Annotated in this window: 18 protein-coding genes and 1 other RNA gene; 2 read left to right on the top strand and 17 right to left on the bottom strand. The window is 29.4% G+C overall.

What is annotated here, in order from left to right:
* Positions 1-17 precede the first annotated feature (17 nt).
* From AACL07_RS00450 to ssrA, 13 genes are all read right to left on the bottom strand, one after another.
* The gene (locus AACL07_RS00450) at positions 18-989 is read right to left on the bottom strand and encodes a glycosyltransferase family 2 protein (protein WP_338983677.1); all 972 of its coding nucleotides are present in this window, start codon (positions 987-989) and stop codon (positions 18-20) included.
* Positions 990-1039: 50 nt separating this feature from the next.
* The gene (gene asnS, locus AACL07_RS00445; RefSeq protein WP_338983676.1) at positions 1040-2398 is read right to left on the bottom strand and encodes an asparagine--tRNA ligase; all 1359 of its coding nucleotides are present in this window, start codon (positions 2396-2398) and stop codon (positions 1040-1042) included.
* Positions 2399-2405: 7 nt separating this feature from the next.
* A complete protein-coding gene (locus AACL07_RS00440) occupies positions 2406-3626 on the bottom strand; it encodes an alpha/beta hydrolase (protein WP_338983674.1) in 1221 nt (406 codons plus the stop codon).
* 5 nt (positions 3627-3631) lie between these two features.
* Positions 3632-4426 (bottom strand): hypothetical protein, encoded by a 795-nt coding sequence (locus AACL07_RS00435; RefSeq protein WP_338983672.1) that lies wholly within the window; start codon positions 4424-4426, stop codon positions 3632-3634.
* Positions 4407-5381 (bottom strand): tRNA (adenosine(37)-N6)-threonylcarbamoyltransferase complex transferase subunit TsaD, encoded by a 975-nt coding sequence (gene tsaD, locus AACL07_RS00430; RefSeq protein ID WP_338983671.1) that lies wholly within the window; start codon positions 5379-5381, stop codon positions 4407-4409. Before tsaD ends, AACL07_RS00435 begins: the two co-directional genes overlap by 20 nt.
* Positions 5382-5384: 3 nt before the next feature.
* Positions 5385-6098 (bottom strand): purine-nucleoside phosphorylase, encoded by a 714-nt coding sequence (gene deoD, locus AACL07_RS00425; protein WP_338983669.1) that lies wholly within the window; start codon positions 6096-6098, stop codon positions 5385-5387.
* A 104-nt stretch (positions 6099-6202) separates the two neighbouring features.
* On the bottom strand, positions 6203-7204 hold the full coding sequence (locus tag AACL07_RS00420) for a hypothetical protein (RefSeq protein WP_338983667.1): 1002 nt from the start codon (positions 7202-7204) through the stop codon (positions 6203-6205).
* Positions 7204-8130, bottom strand: a complete 927-nt coding sequence (locus AACL07_RS00415; protein WP_338983665.1) for an ABC transporter permease — start codon at positions 8128-8130, stop codon at positions 7204-7206. Before AACL07_RS00415 ends, AACL07_RS00420 begins: the two co-directional genes overlap by 1 nt.
* A complete protein-coding gene (locus AACL07_RS00410; RefSeq protein WP_338983664.1) occupies positions 8130-9374 on the bottom strand; it encodes an ATP-binding cassette domain-containing protein in 1245 nt (414 codons plus the stop codon). Before AACL07_RS00410 ends, AACL07_RS00415 begins: the two co-directional genes overlap by 1 nt.
* Positions 9375-9489: 115 nt before the next feature.
* Complete coding sequence (gene trmB / locus AACL07_RS00405; RefSeq protein ID WP_338983662.1) at positions 9490-10119, bottom strand: tRNA (guanosine(46)-N7)-methyltransferase TrmB; 630 nt, start codon at positions 10117-10119, stop codon at positions 9490-9492.
* Positions 10119-11540, bottom strand: coding sequence for a magnesium transporter (locus AACL07_RS00400; protein ID WP_338983660.1), 1422 nt, complete (start codon positions 11538-11540; stop codon positions 10119-10121). Before AACL07_RS00400 ends, trmB begins: the two co-directional genes overlap by 1 nt.
* Before the next feature lie 10 nt (positions 11541-11550).
* Positions 11551-13518: an EAL domain-containing protein gene (locus AACL07_RS00395; RefSeq protein ID WP_338983659.1), complete on the bottom strand. Its 1968-nt coding sequence runs from the start codon at positions 13516-13518 to the stop codon at positions 11551-11553.
* 34 nt (positions 13519-13552) lie between these two features.
* Positions 13553-13967, bottom strand: a transfer-messenger RNA (tmRNA) gene (gene ssrA / locus AACL07_RS00390).
* An 84-nt stretch (positions 13968-14051) separates the two neighbouring features.
* Here ssrA and AACL07_RS00385 point away from each other — a divergent pair.
* Positions 14052-14471, top strand: coding sequence for a hypothetical protein (locus AACL07_RS00385; protein ID WP_338983658.1), 420 nt, complete (start codon positions 14052-14054; stop codon positions 14469-14471).
* Positions 14472-14530: 59 nt separating this feature from the next.
* Here the strand turns inward: AACL07_RS00385 and AACL07_RS00380 are convergent, their stop codons facing one another.
* From AACL07_RS00380 to AACL07_RS00365, 4 genes are read right to left on the bottom strand one after another with little or no spacing between them, the layout of a single operon-like run.
* Entirely contained in the window at positions 14531-16690 is a 2160-nt protein-coding gene (locus AACL07_RS00380; RefSeq protein WP_338983656.1) for a hypothetical protein, read from the bottom strand.
* A complete protein-coding gene (locus AACL07_RS00375) occupies positions 16674-17426 on the bottom strand; it encodes an ABC transporter ATP-binding protein (RefSeq protein WP_338983654.1) in 753 nt (250 codons plus the stop codon). The genes AACL07_RS00380 and AACL07_RS00375 overlap by 17 nt, the downstream gene beginning before the upstream one ends.
* 8 nt (positions 17427-17434) lie before the next feature.
* A complete protein-coding gene (locus AACL07_RS00370; protein WP_338983652.1) occupies positions 17435-19132 on the bottom strand; it encodes a hypothetical protein in 1698 nt (565 codons plus the stop codon).
* Entirely contained in the window at positions 19122-19868 is a 747-nt protein-coding gene (locus AACL07_RS00365; protein WP_338983650.1) for an ATP-binding cassette domain-containing protein, read from the bottom strand. The genes AACL07_RS00370 and AACL07_RS00365 overlap by 11 nt, the downstream gene beginning before the upstream one ends.
* Positions 19869-20033: 165 nt before the next feature.
* Between AACL07_RS00365 and AACL07_RS00360 the strand changes: the two genes are divergently transcribed.
* Positions 20034-21896: a lipoprotein gene (locus tag AACL07_RS00360; protein ID WP_338983648.1), complete on the top strand. Its 1863-nt coding sequence runs from the start codon at positions 20034-20036 to the stop codon at positions 21894-21896.
* Positions 21897-22076 lie beyond the last annotated feature (180 nt).

The raw sequence follows: 22076 nt of genomic DNA, 5'->3' as shown, positions 1-22076 counted from the left end.
CTCCTAATTATTTAAATTTATTTTGTCACTCGTCCAATAATTTTTATATGTGATTCAAAGTTTTCAACCATGTCTTGGAACTTTTGATCTTTACCTTTCAAGAATACTTTGTTTGTTTTCATAAATTTAATTCTTTTATCTTTCTTAAATTTAATATCAACAAAATCAATACCTTTTTTGATCAATACTTTGTTACCTTCTCATTGTAAGTTTCATAATCATCTATGTACTAACAATTTGTAGTATGCATATTTTACATATTCTTCAATTGACTTGTAGTTATTGATTTCTCTAAAGTAGTTAAATACATGTGTTCACTGGTTCACTGTATCAAACACTGAATAATCAACAGGTCTAACTGGGAATGTACTTCCGATTTCGTCAGCTACATAAATATATGTTTCTGCTAATGCAAGGAATTTATACACAAATAATAAATCGTATCTTTGATTTCTTCTGAATTTTAAACTGTTATCAACAATTACGGCTCTTCTAAAAATTTTGTTAAAAATTAATTCTGAAGTATATGCGAATGGTTCAAATTCAGTTTTCAATTCATAAACTTTATGATTTCTAACATATAGTGATGAGTCATATGATTTTGTTTTGTATTTTAAAGAAGTTGTAAATTCAATCATATCTGGTGAGTTTTTTGTTTCGACTAATGTCGCAACATCTTCAACAAAGTTATCTGAAATTACTTCTCCATCATTTATGAATTTTACATACTCACCTTCTGAAATGTTTAATGCATCATTTCAGCAGTTTGCTTTTCCTTGATCCAATGAGTTTTTAATTAGTTTAATGTTGTTGTTTTCTAACACCATTTTTCTAACTTCTTTATACCCAATTAAATCATCACCTTCTTCTAAGCTATCAACTACAATAATAAGTTCATAATTTTTTAGAGTTTGGTTTTTAATTGATTTAAGTGTCTTCTTAAAGTCAGACTCATTCAGTTGTGTTGTCATTATGAAACTTAATATCATTTTGAATTCTCCATGTGATTTGGTTATTAATATTATTTTATATTATTTTCTTAAAATAATAAATTTTTAGGTGTTCTTGGGAATGGAATTACATCTCTAATGTTTTTTGCACCAGTTAGGTACATAACCAGTCTTTCAAATCCAAGTCCGAAACCTGCAGATTTAAAGTATCCGAATTTTCTTAAATCAATGTATCATTTTAAATCTTCAGGATTAATTTTTAATTCATTACATCTTTTAATTAAATTATCATATGAATCTTCACGCTGACTTCCGCCAACTAATTCACCGATTCCTGGAACTAATAAATCAGTTGCAGCAACAGTTTTTCCATCGTCATTTAATTTCATATAAAATGATTTTATTTCTTTTGGATAATCTGTAACAAACACCGGTTTCTTAAAGTGTTTTTCACATATATATCTTTCGTGTTCTGTGGCAAGATCAATTCCAAATTCTATTTTAGATTCTTCAAATTTTACTTTTTTAGAAGCTTTAATTAAAATATCAATTGCTTCAGTGTATGTAACTTTTTCAAAATTATCATTTGATATTTTTGAAAGTCTATCAACTAAACCCTCTTCATAAAATGATTCACAATATTTAAGGTCTTCCAAATTATTTTCTAAAACGTATTTTATTACATGTTTGATTAAACCTTCAATTACTTGAATATCATCATTTAAATCAGAGAAAGCAAGTTCAGGTTCTACCATTCAAAATTCGGATGCATGTCTATTTGTGTGTGAGTTTTCTGCTCTAAAAGTTGGGCCAAAAGTATAAACAGAATTAAATGCTTGAGCCAACGCTTCTGCATTTAATTGTCCAGAAACTGTTAAGCTTGCTTTTTTACCAAAAAAATCTTGATCATATTTAGCATCTTTTCTTGTTGTAACGACAAATGCTTCACCAGCACCTTCTGCATCATTTTCTGTAATGATTGGAGTATGTACATAAACAAAGTTGTTTTTTACAAAGTATTCATGAATTGCAAATGATGCGGCAGAGCGAATTCTAAATGTTGATTGGAATGTTTTTGCTCTTGCTCTTAGTTGTGGAATTTCTCTTAAATATTCCATTGTGTGTTCTTTTTTTTGTAATGGGTATTCTTCAGCACAATTGTCTAATAGCAAAACTTCACTTGCAGAAATTTCAAAAGGTTGTGGTCTATTTGGAGTTTCAACTATTAACCCCTTGATTGAAACTATAGCACCAACACGTGTTTCTAAAAACTCATTAAACCCTTTAGTTTCTGGCTTGTAAACAATTTGTAAATCCTTTGCATAAGTACCATCATCTAAAACTAAAAAAGAAACAGCTTTTCCTTGTCTGTTAGATCTAACTCTACCAATCACTGTAATTTCTTTTTTCAGTTCTTTGAACTGTTTGTATATGTCAATTATTTTCATATTGCTCCTATTCTAATAATTTTGATTTAACGTCTCTTTTATCGTTTGCGTCATAAGTAGTTAATTTTCATTCTTCACGTGTTTCACTTGCTAATATTTTTTGCTCTTCTGTTAGTAAATCTAATCTTTCTAAAAAATCAATTATTAACTCATTATACTTTTTAAAGTGAATTCTAATACTTTGTGTATGTGGCGCTGATTGAAATACTTTTACTTGATCATCAACATGACCTTTATAATATTTTGATCTCTTAATTACGTACTCATAAGTTTCTTGGTGGATTGTTTGTTTATCATCTGCCGAATGAAAAAACATAGTTGGAAACAGTTTGAAGTCAGGATCGCTTGCGGCTTTATTTTTTATGAATCTGAATAAGTTAATATCTTTGTAACTCATAATTTCATCATCAATAATTGTTGATGATCTATCCATTCTCTTAATAAACTTATCAAATAATTCAACTTTTCTTTTTTTAGAAACAAATCAAGTTGCCTTCTTAGAAAAGTGTCACACTAATTTTGAAACACTTACATATCCACAATCTGAAATAACGAATTTTAAATTTGTTTCTTGAAGCTCTTTTGAATATTTTAAAGCAGTAAAGTTAACAATGAATGCACCCATACTTATCCCAAATAAACCCAACTCGTCAATTTGTCTATTTTTCTTTAATCAACGAATTGCTGTAATGTAATCATGTGTTTCATTAACACCAAGTGTTGTAACATTTTCTTCTGATTTACCATGACCACGAAAGTCAATTGCAACAACATTGTAACCAAGTTTTGTAAAAACTTTTGCGTGAAATGTTATTCAATATTTATTACCTGTAAATCAGTGACTAAGAACTATTCATTTTTTTGAGTTCGGGTTTGGCTCATAAATTAGTCCATTTAGTTTTGTTCCATCAAAAGAAAGTATATTAAATTCTTTTATATGTTCAGGATCGCTTATAACAAGTTCGGGTCTTTTATAATATTTTCTAACCATGTTGTTGTATTTATAAACTTCTAAATCAATGTATGGCTGTGGACTTGTTTTTAATATTTTTCTTTTAGCTCTTCCTTTGGCACTATAGTGCTTAACAAAAACACCGTAAAATTTAGTCAAAACTTTCCTAGTTTTGTTTACGATTGTTGAATGTTGTACTTGTCTTTGTACTAATTCATTTGTGCTTATATCTGAAGTGTCACCACTGTCAAATATTGTGTCTTTGTTTTCGTCCATAAAAATTAGCCTTTATTTTTTGTGTAAATATTTAATAAGTTTGAAATGATCATATCATTGAAGAATGTGTAAATTCCAACATCTGATATTTGAACTAAATCATTTTCTTTATTGTTTGATGTAACGATAACGTGTTTAACATCTATAAATTCTTTAATACCTTTTGCGGGTTCTTTAATACCGATGAAAATTATATTTCCACCCTTGCTTTTTATTTCTTGAACAAAGTTTTTAAATCTTTCTGATTTATAACTTAATGTTGAATAAAGAATGAAAACATCACCTGCGGTTGTTTGTTCTAAAACGTCTTTAATGATTGACTCTTCTTTGTCAGATAAAATTGGTCTAAATCCAACTTTGTAAAGTGTACGTCACAATTGTCTTGAAGGAGCAGAAAGTTCATTATCTCAATAAATAATATTAATGTTTTTTGATTCAGAAATAAGTTCAACTGTTTTTTCTAAACTGTTTTCATTGATTGATACAAACCCTTGGTTAATTATTTCGATGTACTTATCTTTTACGGTTACATCAAATGTTTGTGATCCACTTTTCTTCAATTGTTCTGCGTCAAATTTAATTGTAGAAAGAAGTTCTTTATAACCACTAACTCCAGCTTGGTTAATTAGTGCATAGATTGCACTGTAACCTGTTTTTGCCTCTTGAGCAAGTTTTTCAATTCTCATATTTTCTTCTGAGATTTTTACAAAGTGTACGTTTATGTATTCTATTAATTTTTTTTCTTTTGGTGTTAAGTCACTTGGGTTTATTTTTGCTACGTTAAGTGCGAATGATTGCATTTTTATGTTCCTCTTTTATTATTGTTCTAAATCCTAACATTCCAATCATTGCTGCATTGTCAGTACAGTATTCATTTTTTGGAATGATTGATTCTATTTTGTTTTCACTTGCCATCTTTGTGAATTTTGTTCGCAGCATTGAGTTCGCCGAAACACCCCCACCAAGAATTGCAAATTTTGGTTGATATTCTTTTATTGCTTTTTCTAATTTTTCAATTACATATTCAACACAAGTTTTTTGGAATGAATAAGCAAATGAATTCAGATCAATTTTTGTATCTGCTTGTTTTAATTTATGTAATAAATTTATTGAAGCTGTTTTAATACCAGAAAACGAAAAGTCATATTTATTTATATCTTTAGGTTTTGGTATTTCATATTTGGCTTCATCTGTTTTTTTGGCCAGCGCATCAATTGCTGGACCACCCGGGTAAGACAACCCCATTTTTATTGCTACCTTATCAAAACATTCACCTATTGCATCATCTTGGGTTGATCCTAAGATTTCAAATTCTAAATGGTCCTTCATAAGAGTTATCTCTGTATGTCCACCACTTGTGATCAAAGCAATTGCCGGGAATTCTATTTTGTTATCAATGAACGCACTATACACATGTCCGTGTAAATGGTTAAGCGGTAGCAATGGTATCTGTAAATATTGAGCTAATGTTTGAGAGACAACTTTACCGATTATCAAACTTCCAATTAAACCTGGGTTTGCTGTATACACAACATAATCAAGTTCATTAATTGAAACGTTTGATTTTTTTATAGCTTCTTCTAAAACTCAATTAAAGTTTTGAACATGTAGTCTTGAAGCAAGTTCAGGAACAACGCCCCCATATTCTTTATGGTCTTCAATTTGCGAAGAAATTATATTTGAAAGTACTTTTTCATTTTTTAAAACTGCTACAGAAAATTCGTCACAGCTAGATTCAATTGCTAATATGTACATTAATTATTTTTTTGCTTTTTTAACACAAGTCTCTAAAGCAACCTTTATCATTTCCATAAAGTTTTTTTCTCTTTCTTCTGGAGTTGTAACTTCATGTGTGATGAATGAATCTGAAACTGTCAATAAACAAGCTGCTTCTTTTTTGTTAATAATTGCATTTGTAAACAATGCAACGCTTTCCATTTCAACAATATCTAAATTATTTTTTTTGGCAAATGCTAATGAGTCTTCATATCTATAAAACACATCCGAAGAGTGCGCTGTACCTGATTGCATTTTTATTCCTAATTCTTTGGCAGTATCATTTAACTCATTGAATAATGACTCAGTCGCCGGAACAACATTGCCATCGATATTTCCAGCTATCTTTGGATAATTACTTTCTCCAAATGCGCTCTTAACATTGTAAACGTCATATACATTTAAATTAGCAACATATGATCCGCCAGAACCAACTCTGATTATTGTTTCTACGTCGTAAAATTTATATAGTTCATATGAGTAAATACCGATTGATGGTACACCCATTCCGCTTCCTGCAATTGTGATTTTTGTACCGTTATATGTTCCTGTGAACATTAACATATTTCTTACTTTGTTTACTACTTTAATATCCTTTAAGAATTTATTTGCTATAAACTCGGCACGAAGTGGATCTCCAGGCATAAGAACATATTTCGCAATTTCGTTTTTTTCTGCTTTTATATGTGGTGTCATAAAAAAATTTCCTTTCAACACTATATATTTTACATTATTATGGTGGTTATTTGTGTATTTGCTTTTTGATTTGGTAGAGATTTTTTTTGATAAAAAATAGAGGTTTAATCTCTATTTTTTGTTTTATCTGTTTTTTGAACTGTCTGTTTTGAAATATTTGTAAATGGTTTGGTGCTTGTTTTTTCCCTAGTGTGTTCGTCATATAATTTGGCAAGTTCATCAAATGAGTTTGAATTTCTAACCTTGTAAATATATTCGCTCTCAATTCTCTTAGAATAAACAGCACCTTCTTTTGTACGGAAAGTGGCAATTCCTTTTATGTACCTGTGTCCAAATATTAATCCCAAGAATATTGAAATATATATAAAGGTCATCACATATGGAACTCAAAGCATTCCACCCATTTTAAAGTCAACACTATATCCAGAATTATTATCGTATACCATGTCAGTGGCATTTACTCACCCAGCTTGAATTACGTTGAACATGTATCTATGTGGAACTAAATATAATATTGTGTTTAGCACATCATATTCTGCAATTACATAATATGGGAATGCACAACCCAAGAAATTTCAACATATGTTGAAGAACAGAACTGAAACAACTTGGCTTCATTCACTTGTATTTGATCACTCATTTAAAACATAAGCTGTTAGGTTTGAAAGAATAACTAATAAAAATAATCCACTTAAAACCATTAATCAATTAATGTTTTCAATATAGTTTTGTTGTTCGACAAAACCAAAGAACCCCAACAATAACAACATAGAAGCCACTATAAAAGTTATCGTTAATGAAACTAAAGTTTGAGCAATAATTCTTATCGAAAGATTTAATGGCATATTAGATAATCTATCGACTCACCTATTTCTTCGTTCTGAAATTAAAGTTCTATGAAATGAGTAAAGTGAGTTTCTTAAAATAGAACCACCAATTAATGCAATCAAAATAAATGGATCATTACTTTTAAATGTTAATCAAACTAATAGGATAACAAGTTGTAGTGCAATACCTTGCATTACGTTTAATCATGAGTTGAAATAGTTTTTAATACCAATTATATAAACACATCATAATTGTTTAAATTTAGTTTTAGTAAACATTATCCACCTCCTTCATCTGGAGGTGATTTAGATGACATTAGGCCTTCTAGTTCACCAATATTTCTTGCGTTTTTAATTTGGTTTATTCTTTCATATGATTGTTGAATTGTTGAATTGTTTGAAGATGTATATTTTGTACTATGATATTTTTTAGAATAAATAAAGATAAGAGTACACGACAAAATAACAATCATTAAACTACCTAAAAGATATGGTAGAAATTCATGTCCTGAATATCCGAAGTTAGCACCTTCTTGAATTTGGAAATTTGTTGATCCAATTCAACCAGACTGCATTATGTTAAGTGCATATTTTTGAGGGAATAGATATGTAATGTAAGTAAAGAATTCATATTGAGATAGCTCTGTATATGGAACTCCAAGTCCTAAAAATCATACACAAACATAGAAGAATATGTTCCCTCAAAATGATGCTTTATCTTGGCTCTTAACAAATTCAACAATTAAAAATGATATTAATAAACTAGTTACAACAAGCATTAAATATCCCAATAAGAACATAGGTCAATTTACATTTCCTAATATACTTCTTTGATCTAAATAAATCATCCCAAACGAAAACAGCGCAACAGATATAACAAAGTTAACCAATGTGTTAAATAAAATTATTGACATGATAAAGTTTCTTTTTGAAACTGGCGTCATATAAACCCTTGACATAAACCCTTGGTTTTTAAAGTTAAACAAAACACGAGTTACACCATGTGTACAGTTTCTCACTGTACCCACACCAATTGCAGACGCTAAAACGAAGGGATCATAATTAAATAATCCTGGATCTGTTTGTTTAAAAGTTAACCAAACTATCAATGTAATAAACGTTATAGCTCACCCATAAGTTATTGTGACAATATCTTTTCTATAATGATCTCATTGCATTTTAAATAAAATATTAAATGATTTCATTATTTAGACCTCGAAGCTTTTTTGATTTCTTTGATCTCGTCTTTGATTAATTTTTTCTTTAATTTATTTAAGTCTTTCTTTTCTTGTTGTGACAATGTTAGATAGTTTTCATTTTCTTCATACATCACTTTAAGTTGAAGCATTGGTAATAATTCTGTTTTTAAGAACCTAACAAATTCAGATAACCACGGATTAAACTTATTAAAAATTTCTTCATACTCTGATGGAATGTTTTGCTTTTTAAAATCCTTTAAGTACTTTTCGTGTTTTTTTTCAATTGATTTAATTGAATCATTTAATTTTCTTATTGCACTCTTTGTAATAAAGTTCTCTGAGTACTCAACCAATTTTTCATTGAATTTTTTAATTGATTGTGAAATGTTTGATAATGTTTGGTTTAGAATTTCCACTTCAGGTGTAAGAATCAACTTTGACATTTTTGCTCTAAACTTGGTGCGGTGTTCTGTGTAGTTATTAAACTTATCTGAAAATCTATCAACAATTGGTTTCATAACTGGATCTGGTGTTAAAGGTTTTACAGACTTTTGTTTAATCCTACTTATGATATCTAATGAGTAATCTGAATACGTGAAGTGTTCAGATTTTTTATGTTCACGAATAATGAATCCCTTATTCATAACAACCAATCTATCACATAGAAAATTAAAAGTGAAATCATCGGGATTTGTAATTACATATGACGCTTCAAATTCTTCTTTGTATTCTTTCATAAAGTTAAGAATTATTTCTTTATTATCCATTGACATAACCTGTGTTATTTCGTCAATGATAACTAATTCAGGTTTTGGGATGAACGTTAAAAATAGAGAAAACATTTTTAAGAATGTCTTATCGTTATTATCAACTTTTTTATTTAATGATTTTTCAATATCGAATACATCATATAACTTACTCATTCATTCATCATCTTTAACTTCAAATGATGTTGTGTATAGATTAACTATATCTTTGATTTTAATTCCGGTTGGTCACTCTAAAGATCTTTGAGTGTAACCGATTGCTTTTAATAAGTTTGTTTGTTTGAAGTTATATTCTACAATACCATTTGATGGAGCAACTTGGTTTCCGATGATACTTGCTAAAATTGATTTACCAGAATAACGCGGACCAATAATAGCTAGGGTTTCATTCTTTTCAATTTTTAAATTAATTCTTTTTAGTGCCCATACGTCTTTACCAAAGACTTTTGCAACACTATCTAAATTAACAACTCACCCAGCCATAAACACCCCACTAATGTACTAAAATTGATATTTGAATGTTATTACGTTATTTATATTTTAGTACATCCATAAACATATTGATATCTCAAATATAAAAAAATAGGAAATAAATTTCCTATTTTGTAATTATAATTTTGTTTATGTTTTTACCTGTTTCTGAAAATCTTTTTTCATATTCAGTCATTACATTATGCTCCATTTCTTTTGGATCATTGTGTAAGTTTGTTGTTTTATAAACTATATTAAATTTAGATTCTTCAATTTGTTCAAGACTGTATTCGTATAATTTATCATTATCAGTTTTGATTTCAATTGAACCATCATCAGTTAAAACTTCTCAATAGTTTTCTAAAAACTTAATATTTGTTAATCTTTTTTTAGCATGTTTAGATTTAGGTCATGGATCAGAAAAGTTAAGAAATATTTTGCTAATGCTTTTCTTTTCAAAAATGTCTAATAGGTTTTCTGCATACTTATTGATAAACAAGATATTTTTAATATCCATTTCGTTTTCAATAACATTTCTAAGCGCCACACCTATTACAGTTGATTCTTTTTCCATTCCGATTCAATTTTCATTTACTACTTTAATCGCTTTACCTTTAATAAAGTTCCCTTTACCACAACCAATTTCTAAATTAATTGGTTGTTCATTGTTGAAATTGTTTTTGTACTTATCAACAATGAAGTAATTTTTGTTTAAATCGATATAACCTGCGGTTCAATTTTTATGTCTCAATCTCATTAAATAACCTGAGTAACCAATGTGATGCATCCAACTAAAATACCAGCTGTAATAATTTCAACTACGGCAATTAAAATTGGCATCTGAATTGCTTGTTCTCTTCCACTACTTCTTAATGCCAATAAAGGAATTAAGGTTGCTAGCATAGTCACAAGCAATATTGCAACAAACATTCCAGTTGTGATTATGATTGTATCAATTACAACTTCTTCAATATTATTTGTCTTAAATATAACTTCAACAATTATTGAGTGAACAATTGCTAGTGCCATAAGCATCAAACAATTCATAAGTGAAACCACTAATTCTTTTCTTATCACGTGTAGTGTGTCTCGTTTTTCAATTTCTTTTAACGAGATACCACGATTAGTAATGATACTTGATTGCATGAAAATTAATGGGATAACTGAAAGATAAATTGATGATCCAGTTATTCCATAAAATACTGCTGGGTTATCATGTAGAGTTCCACTGTTTGTTGATTCGATCACTCAAAGCAACAATAGTGATGTAAGGATTGAAACAATAGCTACAGATATAATTGAAAGTACTCTATGTTTGAATAATTTGAAAACACCTGTTTTAAAGTATTCATCATCACTTGGTGTTAGACCACCAAGTTTATATATGTCTTCAGTAACTTCTTCTTCGATAACGTCTAATACGTCATCAACAGTTACAACTCCAACTAGTATTTCATCATTGTCTACAACTGGCATGTTGATGAACTCATATCGTCTAAACATCTCTACAACCTCTTCTTGGTCTTGGGTTGTTTTAAGACGCATCACACGATCATCCATTATGTCTTTAAGGTTCTTGTTTGATTTATTAAATAGAAGAGTTTTTGCTTCTAATCTACCTACTAAAACTTTGTAGTCATTTACAACATAAAATTCTTCAACATCTTTTAATGAGTCCAAGTTGTTTTCAATTTCTTCAATACATCTTTTAACTGTTCAACTTTCGTTTAGTGCAATAAAGTCAACTGACATAATTGAACCAACTGAGTCATCAGCATGTTTTAAGATTTCGTTAATGTCTTCTCTTGATTCTTTTGAAATAGACTTAAGTACTTTTTTAGCACTAACATCATCAACATCTTCTAAGATTTCAACAATCTCATCTGATGGTATTTTTTCAAATAATTCTTCTAAGTTTTTAAGTGAAAACTTTTCAATGATTATTTCTTTTAATTCTGATGATAGTAGTTCAAATAGTTTTGCTTGGTGTTTTGAATCAAAGAATTCAAATAACTTAAATGCATAATCTAGATCATCTCTATCTTCAATAGCTTCTACTATATCTGCGTCGTAGTAATCTTCAAAAAAGTCTACTAGTTGAGTTTTATCATTTCCTACAAATGCACTCTTTAGTTTTAATCTAATTTCTTCTAATTTAATATTTTCAGTTTTTTCCACAATAATCCTCTTATTTGCTTAATAAATATAGTAATGATTCACTGATCTCAGTTGGATTTTCAAATTGTCCAAATAGTTTACCTGTGAATAATTCTATATTAATTTCTTTTAGTTTCTTATATTCATTATATCTATTAATGTTGGTTGCTACAATCTTTGCCTCAATACTGTCAGTTATTGTTTTTAGTGTTGAAATGTATTCTGCATAGTTTTTAACCTCCATACATTTTTTAGCAATATCATTGCTTAAAAATACGTATGTTGGCTGATAAGCTGCAATGTTTGATAAGTCACTGTCCAACCTTCCGAAGTTATAAACAAAAGTTTTAATTCCAATATTTTTTAAGTGTTTTATATTCTTTTTAATAACATCAAAATCATCTATTTCAAATGAAGCATCAAATCCTAAATATAGATTTTGTCAATTTGAAACTTTTGTTTTCAATGAGTTTTTAAATATCGTTATGTCAAAGTTTTCACTTGCTAGAACTTGGTGATCATATTTTAAAAATACACATGAATTTTTCAACTGCATTTCTTTTGTAGCTAAACGCTCAAGTGAAATAGTAATCAAGTGACGCTTTAATAGTGATACTAAACTTTTTGAGTTTAATCTTTTTTCGATCTCACCTTCACCAGCATAAGCAAAATTAATTTTATCTACAATGTTGTCTACAAGATACATTTCATATGATTTAGTAGTTGTATCATAAATTGGATTTAGAGTAACCTCGGTTGTGTTTAGTGGTACTTGTTCTAATATTGTGTTTAACTGGTGACGAATTATCTCTGCTTCTTGAATTGTATCTATATTAATTACGTTGGCTTGTTCAGTTCTTAGGTGAACTTCTCTTTCTTGGTGGAACTTATTGTAAAAATCTAATATTTCTAAGTTGTTTGAATGCAGTCCAAAAAATGAAGCAACATTTTTTAATTTCAAATCAATATTTAAGTTTTCATATTTGAAACTCAAATTTACAGCGTTATAACTTTCTTCAACTTCTTTTAGTTGTTTTTTGAATTCATCAGAAATAGATAGTGAAAACTTATCTTCCATTAGCGGAATGAATGCTCCAAATGTACGATAATCTCTTTTAAAGAAAACTGCATTTTGATGTTTTTTAACAATCAAGTTATAAACTTGATCAGTTATGTTTTTTATAATTTCGTTATTTAATTTTTTATCAATTGATTTTTCGAACGTAACTACATCTGCTATAAAGAATGTGAAATATATTGCATAACTTATATTTTGAGATTGCACATTTTTTAATATCACTTCATTTGCAGAAGCGTTGTTTACATAATATTGGTTTTCATATGTAATTGTATTTTGTAAGTTAACAGCTGACATATGTAGTCTATTTATTAATGCAATCATCGCATATAAAACATAAGACAACATCAATCATATACTTACTAACGCTATCTCTCAAATGGCATTAGACTCAGTTGAAAAAACAGAAAAGAATCTGATAAAAATAAATACCAAACAACCAGTTGTGATTGTTGTCCAAATCATTCACGGTTTAATTCGTGTGAAGAACTTTCTTAAAACTGATAAAAATATAAGTGCAAGGTAAATAACTGTTATCAATATATAAAATCAAGCTACTTCCATTCTAGGAAATAAATTCCCATTTATAGTTGAAAGGTAAAACATTGATATACAGTTTGTAACCCCAACCATAATTCCAGATATGTTTGAGATAAATACAATTGCTACCCAGAAATACAAAACTTGAAATAGGTATAAAAACTCATTACCTTGTTCTGTTGTTCCGAAAAACACATATTTGAATAGTACTGTCATAAACAATGAAAGAGCTGATAATACAATTCCAATTGCTACATGATAGTATTTACCAAAACGTTGTAATAAGTGTTTTGTAAATCCTCAAACCAAAGCATAGACCAAAAGAATTATTGTTACATAAAGAAGACCATTAAATAAAAATTTAAATAAAATTTGTTCCATATTTAATCCCCCTTCTTTATTTAACATAAAAAAATGGTGGAGATGGCGGGGGTCGAACCCGCGTCCAAAATACACCAATTAATAACGTCTACAGTTTATTCAGTTCAAGAATACATTAAGAAGCGACTGAACTAACAAGATTACTCAATAATGTCGACTATAAATTTCGCAACACCCTATCGCCGCTTTTGGATGTGCTATCGTGCCTGGCTATTCACTAATCATTGGGACACGAGACCAATTCATAGTGTTGAGTGCTATAACTTAAATATAAATATTAAAAGTTATTAAACGGCTAAAGCCATTCCAGCTGATGCATTATTGATCATAAAAGCTGGCATTTCAATTTCAGTTTTTTTGTTTGCATTTAAGAAACCTAGTGGTATTATGGTCTACCAGACCGCTGCAGTTAGAAATCGAACATATCCTGTCGAAGCCAAGACATCCCCATACCATTATTATATATAAATAAAAAAACTAATATAAAAATTGTTTTTTTGGTTTTTATGACGTTATAGATATTGGAGGTATCTATGAAAATCAAAAGTGATAAAATTATTATAGAAAAACATTTCTATATATCAACTGGCGAGGTTTTAACCATTGGAAGAAATCTACTTGAGATAATTGATTTGTCTATACCAAGCAACATTAAAGAAAAGTTGAGGAACAATATGCGAAGAGAATATTTAAAAGATAGCAAAATGGTTCCATATACTAAAACAACAACCATTACAAAACCAGTTAGAACAACTGGCGATAAGGTGGGTGTTTGAGAAGCAAGGTATTGAGATCTTGAAGAAAAATATAATAAGTTATATGTTATGTTTGAAAGAGTTATTGAAGAGAATACTAAGTTAACTGACAGAGTTATTGTTCTAGAAGAAAGAATTGATTATTTAGAATCTAGACTAAGTAAATATGAACCAGTAGACAAAATGAAAACGGAGTAACTAAACTCCGTTTTCATTTTTTTAATTCAAATAATATCTTCACATTATATGACATTAATCTATTTTAATATTTTACGTTTTCATAATAAGTAACCAGCAAAGTAAAGTGCAATCATAACTATGAAGTGAACTGCAATTACCCATTCGGCAGATACAACTTTAACAAGTCTTGTACCTATTATGTTATTGTTATTGTCATAGACTGCTCTAAAGTCATAGTTTCTTGAAATTGGAGACATTGCTGATGTGCGCATATACGTTTCTATCAATCTATAGTTTTTACTTTGGATTGGTGCCATGAATATTAAATCCAATTGATTAAATGGATTTAATAAATATAGAAATGGATTTCTATATCCTTTTTTCATCAACTCTTCACTAGGTAACAATCCTTCTGTAAAGTCTTGTACTTCTCTAGTGTTTGAATTAGAACCTGATGCAGCAATGTTCAATCCATTATAAGGAATTATATCAACTGAAAATTCTATAATATCTTTATACCCAGGTTCCATTTTTATATCGTGTATTAATAGTTTATCATTCCCCAAATTTTTTATTTCATACGAATTAATTGCATAATATTTATATTTCTTAATGTTTTCAATTACTTCTTCATCGCTTTCATCTTCATACATTCTTCGTGAGCTAACTTCAATTCACTCCTTAAAGTCTTTCGATACATCTTTTGGGTCATTTACAACAACTCCAAATTTAAGTATGAAGTCTTCGATTTGTTTAAACCCCGGTTTCATTCTAATGCCTTGTATTGAAATTTCATAGTGATCACCTATTGGTTCTTCATTACCATATGCATTAAAGCGTTCAATCCCAGCAAATTTTTTGTTATCCCAACTTGCATCCTGTATTCTATTGTAAACTTCGCGATATGTATCATCCTCACCCATAACCGCAAGCTCTTGAAGTTCAGCTTTAAATTTTTCCGTTACATCTTCATCGCCTAATTCAAATCTAAGTTTTGATAACTCATCTAGAATTGTAGATAGCGTGATGTTAAAAATCATTTTTTCTAGAGTGTTATCATATAGCAACTTATTTTCGGATGCATAAGTATATGCCTCTGGATTTCTTCATGAAAGGTATCTCATTTGTTGTCTTCCATATATTGAAGATATTAGTTTTCATTCACTTGTAATATCATTGACAACATCTACAGTCTTTTTATATTTTTTACCTTTGATTTTCGAAATATATTTACTAAACATATTTGCATCATATTCATCAAAAGCAGGCATTCAATTTGGATTTGAGACTAAATTATTTGTCGGAATTACTTCCATTGCTTTATTGTAAAATTCTTCAATTTTTTTAAATTCAACAGATTTACCATTTTGTATTGGTGTGTATTTTTTTCAAAACGGCACACCTAGTCTAGCAACCCTGCGTGTATATGAAATGCTTCCAGACATTTGTGAATATGCACTCGCAACATTATTATATTCTTCAAGCATTTCAAATAAAAAGTCAGATTTAGGAATATTTTCTTCACTTGCTAAATCTTTAAAATAATCATCAAACATCAACATGCTGATCAATTCTTTCCTGTCATTATAACGTTTAACGCCGTTATTGATATTGCTACCGCCTACTCCAAATATAGATGCAAATCCCGTAATTCCCGGAGCTAGCGCAACAGTAACGATCACTCCATACACTATCATCTTACCAAATATAGCACCAACAATTAGTGAGACAAAAATTGTTAATAACGGAGTCAACAATAATAAGTATAGGTACCAGACAAACGGAACAACATATGCTTTTAGATAAATCATGTTTGATCCACCTGAACCAAATGAACCAAATATTAGTGAGACAAAAAGCATTATTAAATATGTTGCAATACACATTGTAAATATTCAAATTAATCTTGCCCCTGTTATTTGTCAGGCTTTATATCCGTATCTTTTTTCCAAATCATAAAGAGCTAATTCTTTATCTCTAAAAATTGGATTTACTGAAAACATAATAAATAGCAATGCCATTAATAGTCCAACAATTATATTAAATCAAGGCATTATTTCGAGTGTTATACCAGCATCAAACATTGATGTGAACACACTTATAATTGAACCAGTAAATATAATACCAATCGCTAGTGATAATAGTATGTATACAAAAATTCAATACTTTTTAAATCTATAATTAAATTTAAAAATATTAGCTGACAAGTTCAGTAATTTTTTAATCTCTATCTTCATTTAGGTGGTCCTCAATACTTATCTCTTGTTCAAAAGTTTTTTTAGCAGTGTTTTTATATAACGTTTTTAGATCACTTACTTTATCGTGTGGTTCATTGTAAACTATTTTTCCTGAGTCTAAAATTAGAACACGGTCAAGCAAGTGATTAACCTCATCAATTAAGTGAGTAATGATTACAATAATTGTTCCTTCATTTCTAAAGGCAACCATTGCTTCTATTATTTTTTTCTTATGTTCAACATCAACGTTTGCAGTTGGTTCGTCAAAGAATATTATTTTTGGTTTTAATAATAGACAAACAAATAGAACTAGTAGTTTTTTTTCACCACCAGACAAGTCTCCAATTTTCTTTTCTAAGAAATCATGGATGTCAACTATTCTTGACGCTTTTGAATATCTGTCTATGTAAAGGTCTTTTGGTATCATCGTTAACATTGTTATGTACGCAACGTAATCGGCCGCTCTCATGTTTTTTGGAAGATCACCACTTTCACTAAAATAAAATCATTCAGAGAAATTTATCTTGTCTTTATCAACACCGTTTAAACTAATCTTTCCGTGTGTTGTTTGAGTTTCTTGAAATATAACTTTTGTTAAAGTTGTTTTACCAACTCCGTTACTTCCCAATAGTCCATAGATGTTACCGCTAACTAATTCAAGGTCTAAATCTTCTAATATTGTTTTTTTATTATAGATTTTAGTAACACCTTCAATTGTAATTTTAATTTTTTCCATACAACCTCCTACTTATTCTTTCTTCTTCATAACAAGTAAGTTAGTGGAAGTAACCCAATTGATAACAATGTGTAGAATATATAAATTCATCAAACAGGTATTACTCTTGAAAATGAATGTGAAATAATTTCACCCTCTTTATTATGTTTATAGTCAATTTTTAAATTGCTATCAATAAACATTGAACCATTTCTAGTTTCCTTTAATGTGACTGCTTCTTGTAATAAATCATTTGATTTATAAGATGACTTTTGCATTAAAGCAAAATGGTTTAATGGGTTGAATATTAAGTTTAACTTATCGCCAATTGTAGGGTTGAAGCTGACATATCATTCTTTTCCACTCGCGCTGTTGTAATCAATATAGTTTGTAAATGTCTTCAAATCATTTGTTTCATTATTTTTGATAGTAAGTTTATTTGTCAATAAATTATGTGTTTTAAAAATTCAACCTATAATAGCCGTTGCATATACAAATGCATTTCGATTAGGATATACATCTTTTAAAATGTCATATGCATAATGTTGTTTGGCTCCGCTGTTATTTCCGTACTTTCCATAAACACTAATGTTTGCTATGTTGTAATAATCAAAGTTATCAACACTATCAAGTAACAGCATTTCATCAATATAGAACTTCAAGAGTTTGAACACATTTTCATATTCACCATTTTTACCCATGTTCGAAAAATCAATATCTTTTATATCATCAATAAGATCATATATTGGTCTATCAACCTTGCTAAAGTAACGATTATTTTTTTCAAGAAAAAATACATCTTCAATTTTTCACTTTTTATCTAAATCTTTGAAAGTTATCTTAAGATCATTAAAGAATTTTTCAACATTTAAAAAATCAGATTCCGGCGGAACATAACCATTTCCACTGCTTCTTATTTCGTAAAAAGTTTCGTAAAAATCATATCCAAAAGCTGTGGCACCATCTTCACTTGGTGATTGTGATCCCGAATAGAATTCAATCATCTCATTCAATATCACATCATCTTTTTGTTCATTTATTGCATCTTTATATCAAATACTATTGTTAACTGTTCAATCCAACTCATACATTTTTGTTTGACCAATTGATCCAGTTGTGGCATTTACCATAGCAACTAAATTAAATGCTGCCAATACCACCAACGAAAATATACCCTGTCTTGCAGGACCCATCAAAAATAATGCAAGTAATGATATCGTCAAATAAATAAATGCAAAAACTGTAGTTCAACCATATACATCAATAAACATTCTATGTGCAAAATATCCATATTGACTTGAATCAACAGATAAATATGCAATTAATGAAATTAATAAGTTTACAAAAATTGTTGAAAATATAACAACAACTAATCAAACCAATCTTGAATTGAATATTGAAAACTTGTTATAACCAGCTCTCTTTTCTAGTTCATCTATTTTATGTTTTTTATTACTAACAAATACACGAACAATTAAAATATTAATAATTAAACCAATCATTATGATTTGACCCAGCATCCCAAAAAATAAAAATAATTCAGCTGTTCCATCACTATTAATTTCACCTGCGCCAAACATTGCTTGAGGTAATAAAAACATTGCAATAGATAGCGCAGTTGTAATTAACACATAAATACCAAGCGTTATTCAAAAAGAAACTGTTTTAGCATTTCATTTAAGTTGTACTTTAAATAACTCAAATGAGTTTTTAATGTTATTTGACATGTTCTATATACTCCTTGATTCTTTCTGATTGCGTACTGTTATCAACTGCATATTTTTCAAATAGTTCAGTTACAGATTGTCCTGACTCTAATGGTTCATCATATTTAATTAATCCATCACTCATTATTACAATGTGATCTAAGATATCTTCTACCTCTTCTATTAAGTGAGTAATAACAACAACAATTGTGTCTTCTGATTTTAGTGTTTTAATTGTTTTTAAAATTAATTCTTTATTATTAATATCAACGTTTGCAGTTGGTTCATCAAAAAAAACAATTTTTGGTCTTAATAATAAACATAAAAATAAAACAACCATTTTCTTTTGACCAGCTGATAATGACTTTATTTTTTTATTTCATCATTTTTTGATGTTAATAATTTTCATAACCTTATCTACTTTTGTTTTATATTCTTTACCTGGTCTTTGTGCATAGTCATAACATCTACCAATGTATTCTTTTACTTGTGTATCTACTGGTAAATCAGCACTTTCACTAAAGTAAAATCACTCTGAATAATCAACGTCTTTTAACTCTTTATCGTTTAGTGTTACATTGCCGCCATCATAGTCAAAGTTTTGAAAAATCAATTTTGTAAGAGTGGTTTTACCAGCACCATTATTACCTAGAAATCCATATACTTTTCCAGCCTCAAAATTAGTTGTTACACCCCTTAGGGCATATCAACCATTGAATTGTTTTTTGACATCGTCAACTTTAATTATCTTTTTCATAGGGTTAATTATAAAGAGTTTTTTTTTTTTTTTGTACACGGTCCGAAAAAAATTACGAATTTTCTCATGCTTTTTGTATTTTTTTTTTTTTTTGTTAAAAGAGTTTATTATATATAGGTAGTCTATATATAAAATGGACAAACAAAAAATACGGAGAAAATATATATGAAAAAATTATTAGCACTATTAGGTGCTGCTGGTGTTATCGTTTCTGCAGGAGCTGTTGTAGTTTCTTGTGGTCCGGATGCACCAACAGGAGAAACACCAAGTGATCCTTTACAAGATGCTAAAGATTCATTAATTGCATTAATTGCTGATGCAAACAATAAAAAAATAGCTTACATATCTGAAGGTCTTACAACAACTCCAGAAAGTCTGACTTTGGAAATTTCTAAAGCGGAAGCTGTCGTTACGAACGGAACAACAGTTGAAGAAGTTGTTGTTGCGACAGATGATTTAAATAAGGCTTTAGTTAAGGCTGAGGCTGACGCAGTTATTGAAAGAGATTCTAAAGCACTTGAAATTGCTAAAGCTGATCTAAAATTATTAATCGATAAAGCAACAAAATGAAGTGATGATACATTAAAAGATTTAGAGAAATACGCAGAAATTAAACTTCAACTTAATACTGCAATTATTGCAGCGAACAACACTCTTTCAAACGAGGAATCAACTGTCAAAAATCTTGTAGACGCTAAAGACGAACTTGAAAAAACATATGCTGAAGTTACAGAAAAATTTGAAGAAATGGGAGACGTTGAGGAATTATTAGTTAGCGCTAAAACAAAACTAATGAACTCAATCTCAGAAGCAAACTCATTTGCTGAAGGCATTGAAATCACTGCACCCAAAACATTTGATGTTTTGAATAACCAACTAGTTAATTCTACAAAAATTCATGACGAAACTACAGAAGCAAATGAAATAAATATAAATAAAATTAAAGACGAAAAAGTCATTATTGACAATGCTTTAGTTAAGGCAAAAAAAGATGCACCTATTGAAGTTGCGGAAATAGCAGCGCTCGCGGAAGCAATTACTAAATTAAACGAAGAGTTATCAAAAGCGGAAGCTGCTAAAGGTGAATTCACAAACGCACCCAAAGCTACTGCAAAATTAGAAATTGCAATTGGTGAAGCGGAATCTAAATTAGAATCTAAAGATGTTCAAGAAGTTAAAGATGCAACAACTAAATTAACAACTGCAATTGGTACATTTAAAACTGATGCAGCTGCCGAGGAAGCGGAAGCTGGTGAGGCTGCTGAATTAGCGGAAGCAATTACTAAATTAAACGAAGAGTTATCAAAAGCTGAAGACGCTAAAGGTGATTTTACAAACGCACCCAAAGCTACTGCAAAATTAGATATTGCAATTGGTGAAGCGGAAGCTAAATTAGAGTCTAAAGATGCTCAAGAAGTTAAAGATGCAACAACTAAATTAACAACTGCAATTGGTACATTTAAAACTGATGCAGCTGCTGAAGAAGCGGAAGCTGGTGAGGCTGCTGAATTAGCGGAAGCAATTACTAAATTAAACGAAGAGTTATCAAAAGCTGAAGACGCTAAAGGTGATTTTACAAACGCACCCAAAGCTACTGCAAAATTAGATATTGCAATTGGTGAAGCGGAAGCTAAATTAGAGTCTAAAGATGTTCAAGAAGTTAAAGATGCAACAACTAAATTAACAACTGCAATTGGTACATTTAAAACTGATGCAGCTGCTGAAGAAGCGGAAGCTGGTGAGGCTGCTGAATTAGCGGAAGCAATTACTAAATTAAACGAAGAGTTATCAAAAGCGGAAGCTGCTAAAGGTGAATTCACAAACGCACCCAAAGCTACTGCAAAATTAGAAATTGCAATTGGTGAAGCGGAATCTAAATTAGAATCTAAAGAAGTTCAAGAAGTTAAAGATGCAACAACTAAATTAACAACTGCAATTGGTACATTTAAAACTGATGCAGCTGCTGAAGAAGAAAATGGTGGCGGTGAATCTTCAGAAGAAAACTTATTCTTTTACTACCAAGCTTAATAACTTATTAAACTAAAAATAATCCTATGGATTATTTTTTTATACTAAAATGCCCCATTAATACGCTATTCTAATGATTTGAAAGGTAATGACCAAATTATAAGTACCTTTGTTTTGTTGCTAACTAAAAATCAAAGGCCATTAACTTAAATTTAACAATATTAAAAAACAACTCTTTAT

It is taken from the genome of Spiroplasma endosymbiont of Othius punctulatus (genome assembly GCF_964019505.1).
GTDB lineage: Bacteria > Bacillota_I > Bacilli_A > Mycoplasmatales > Mycoplasmataceae > TIUS-1.
This window is presented reverse-complemented; position numbering and strand designations above follow the sequence as displayed.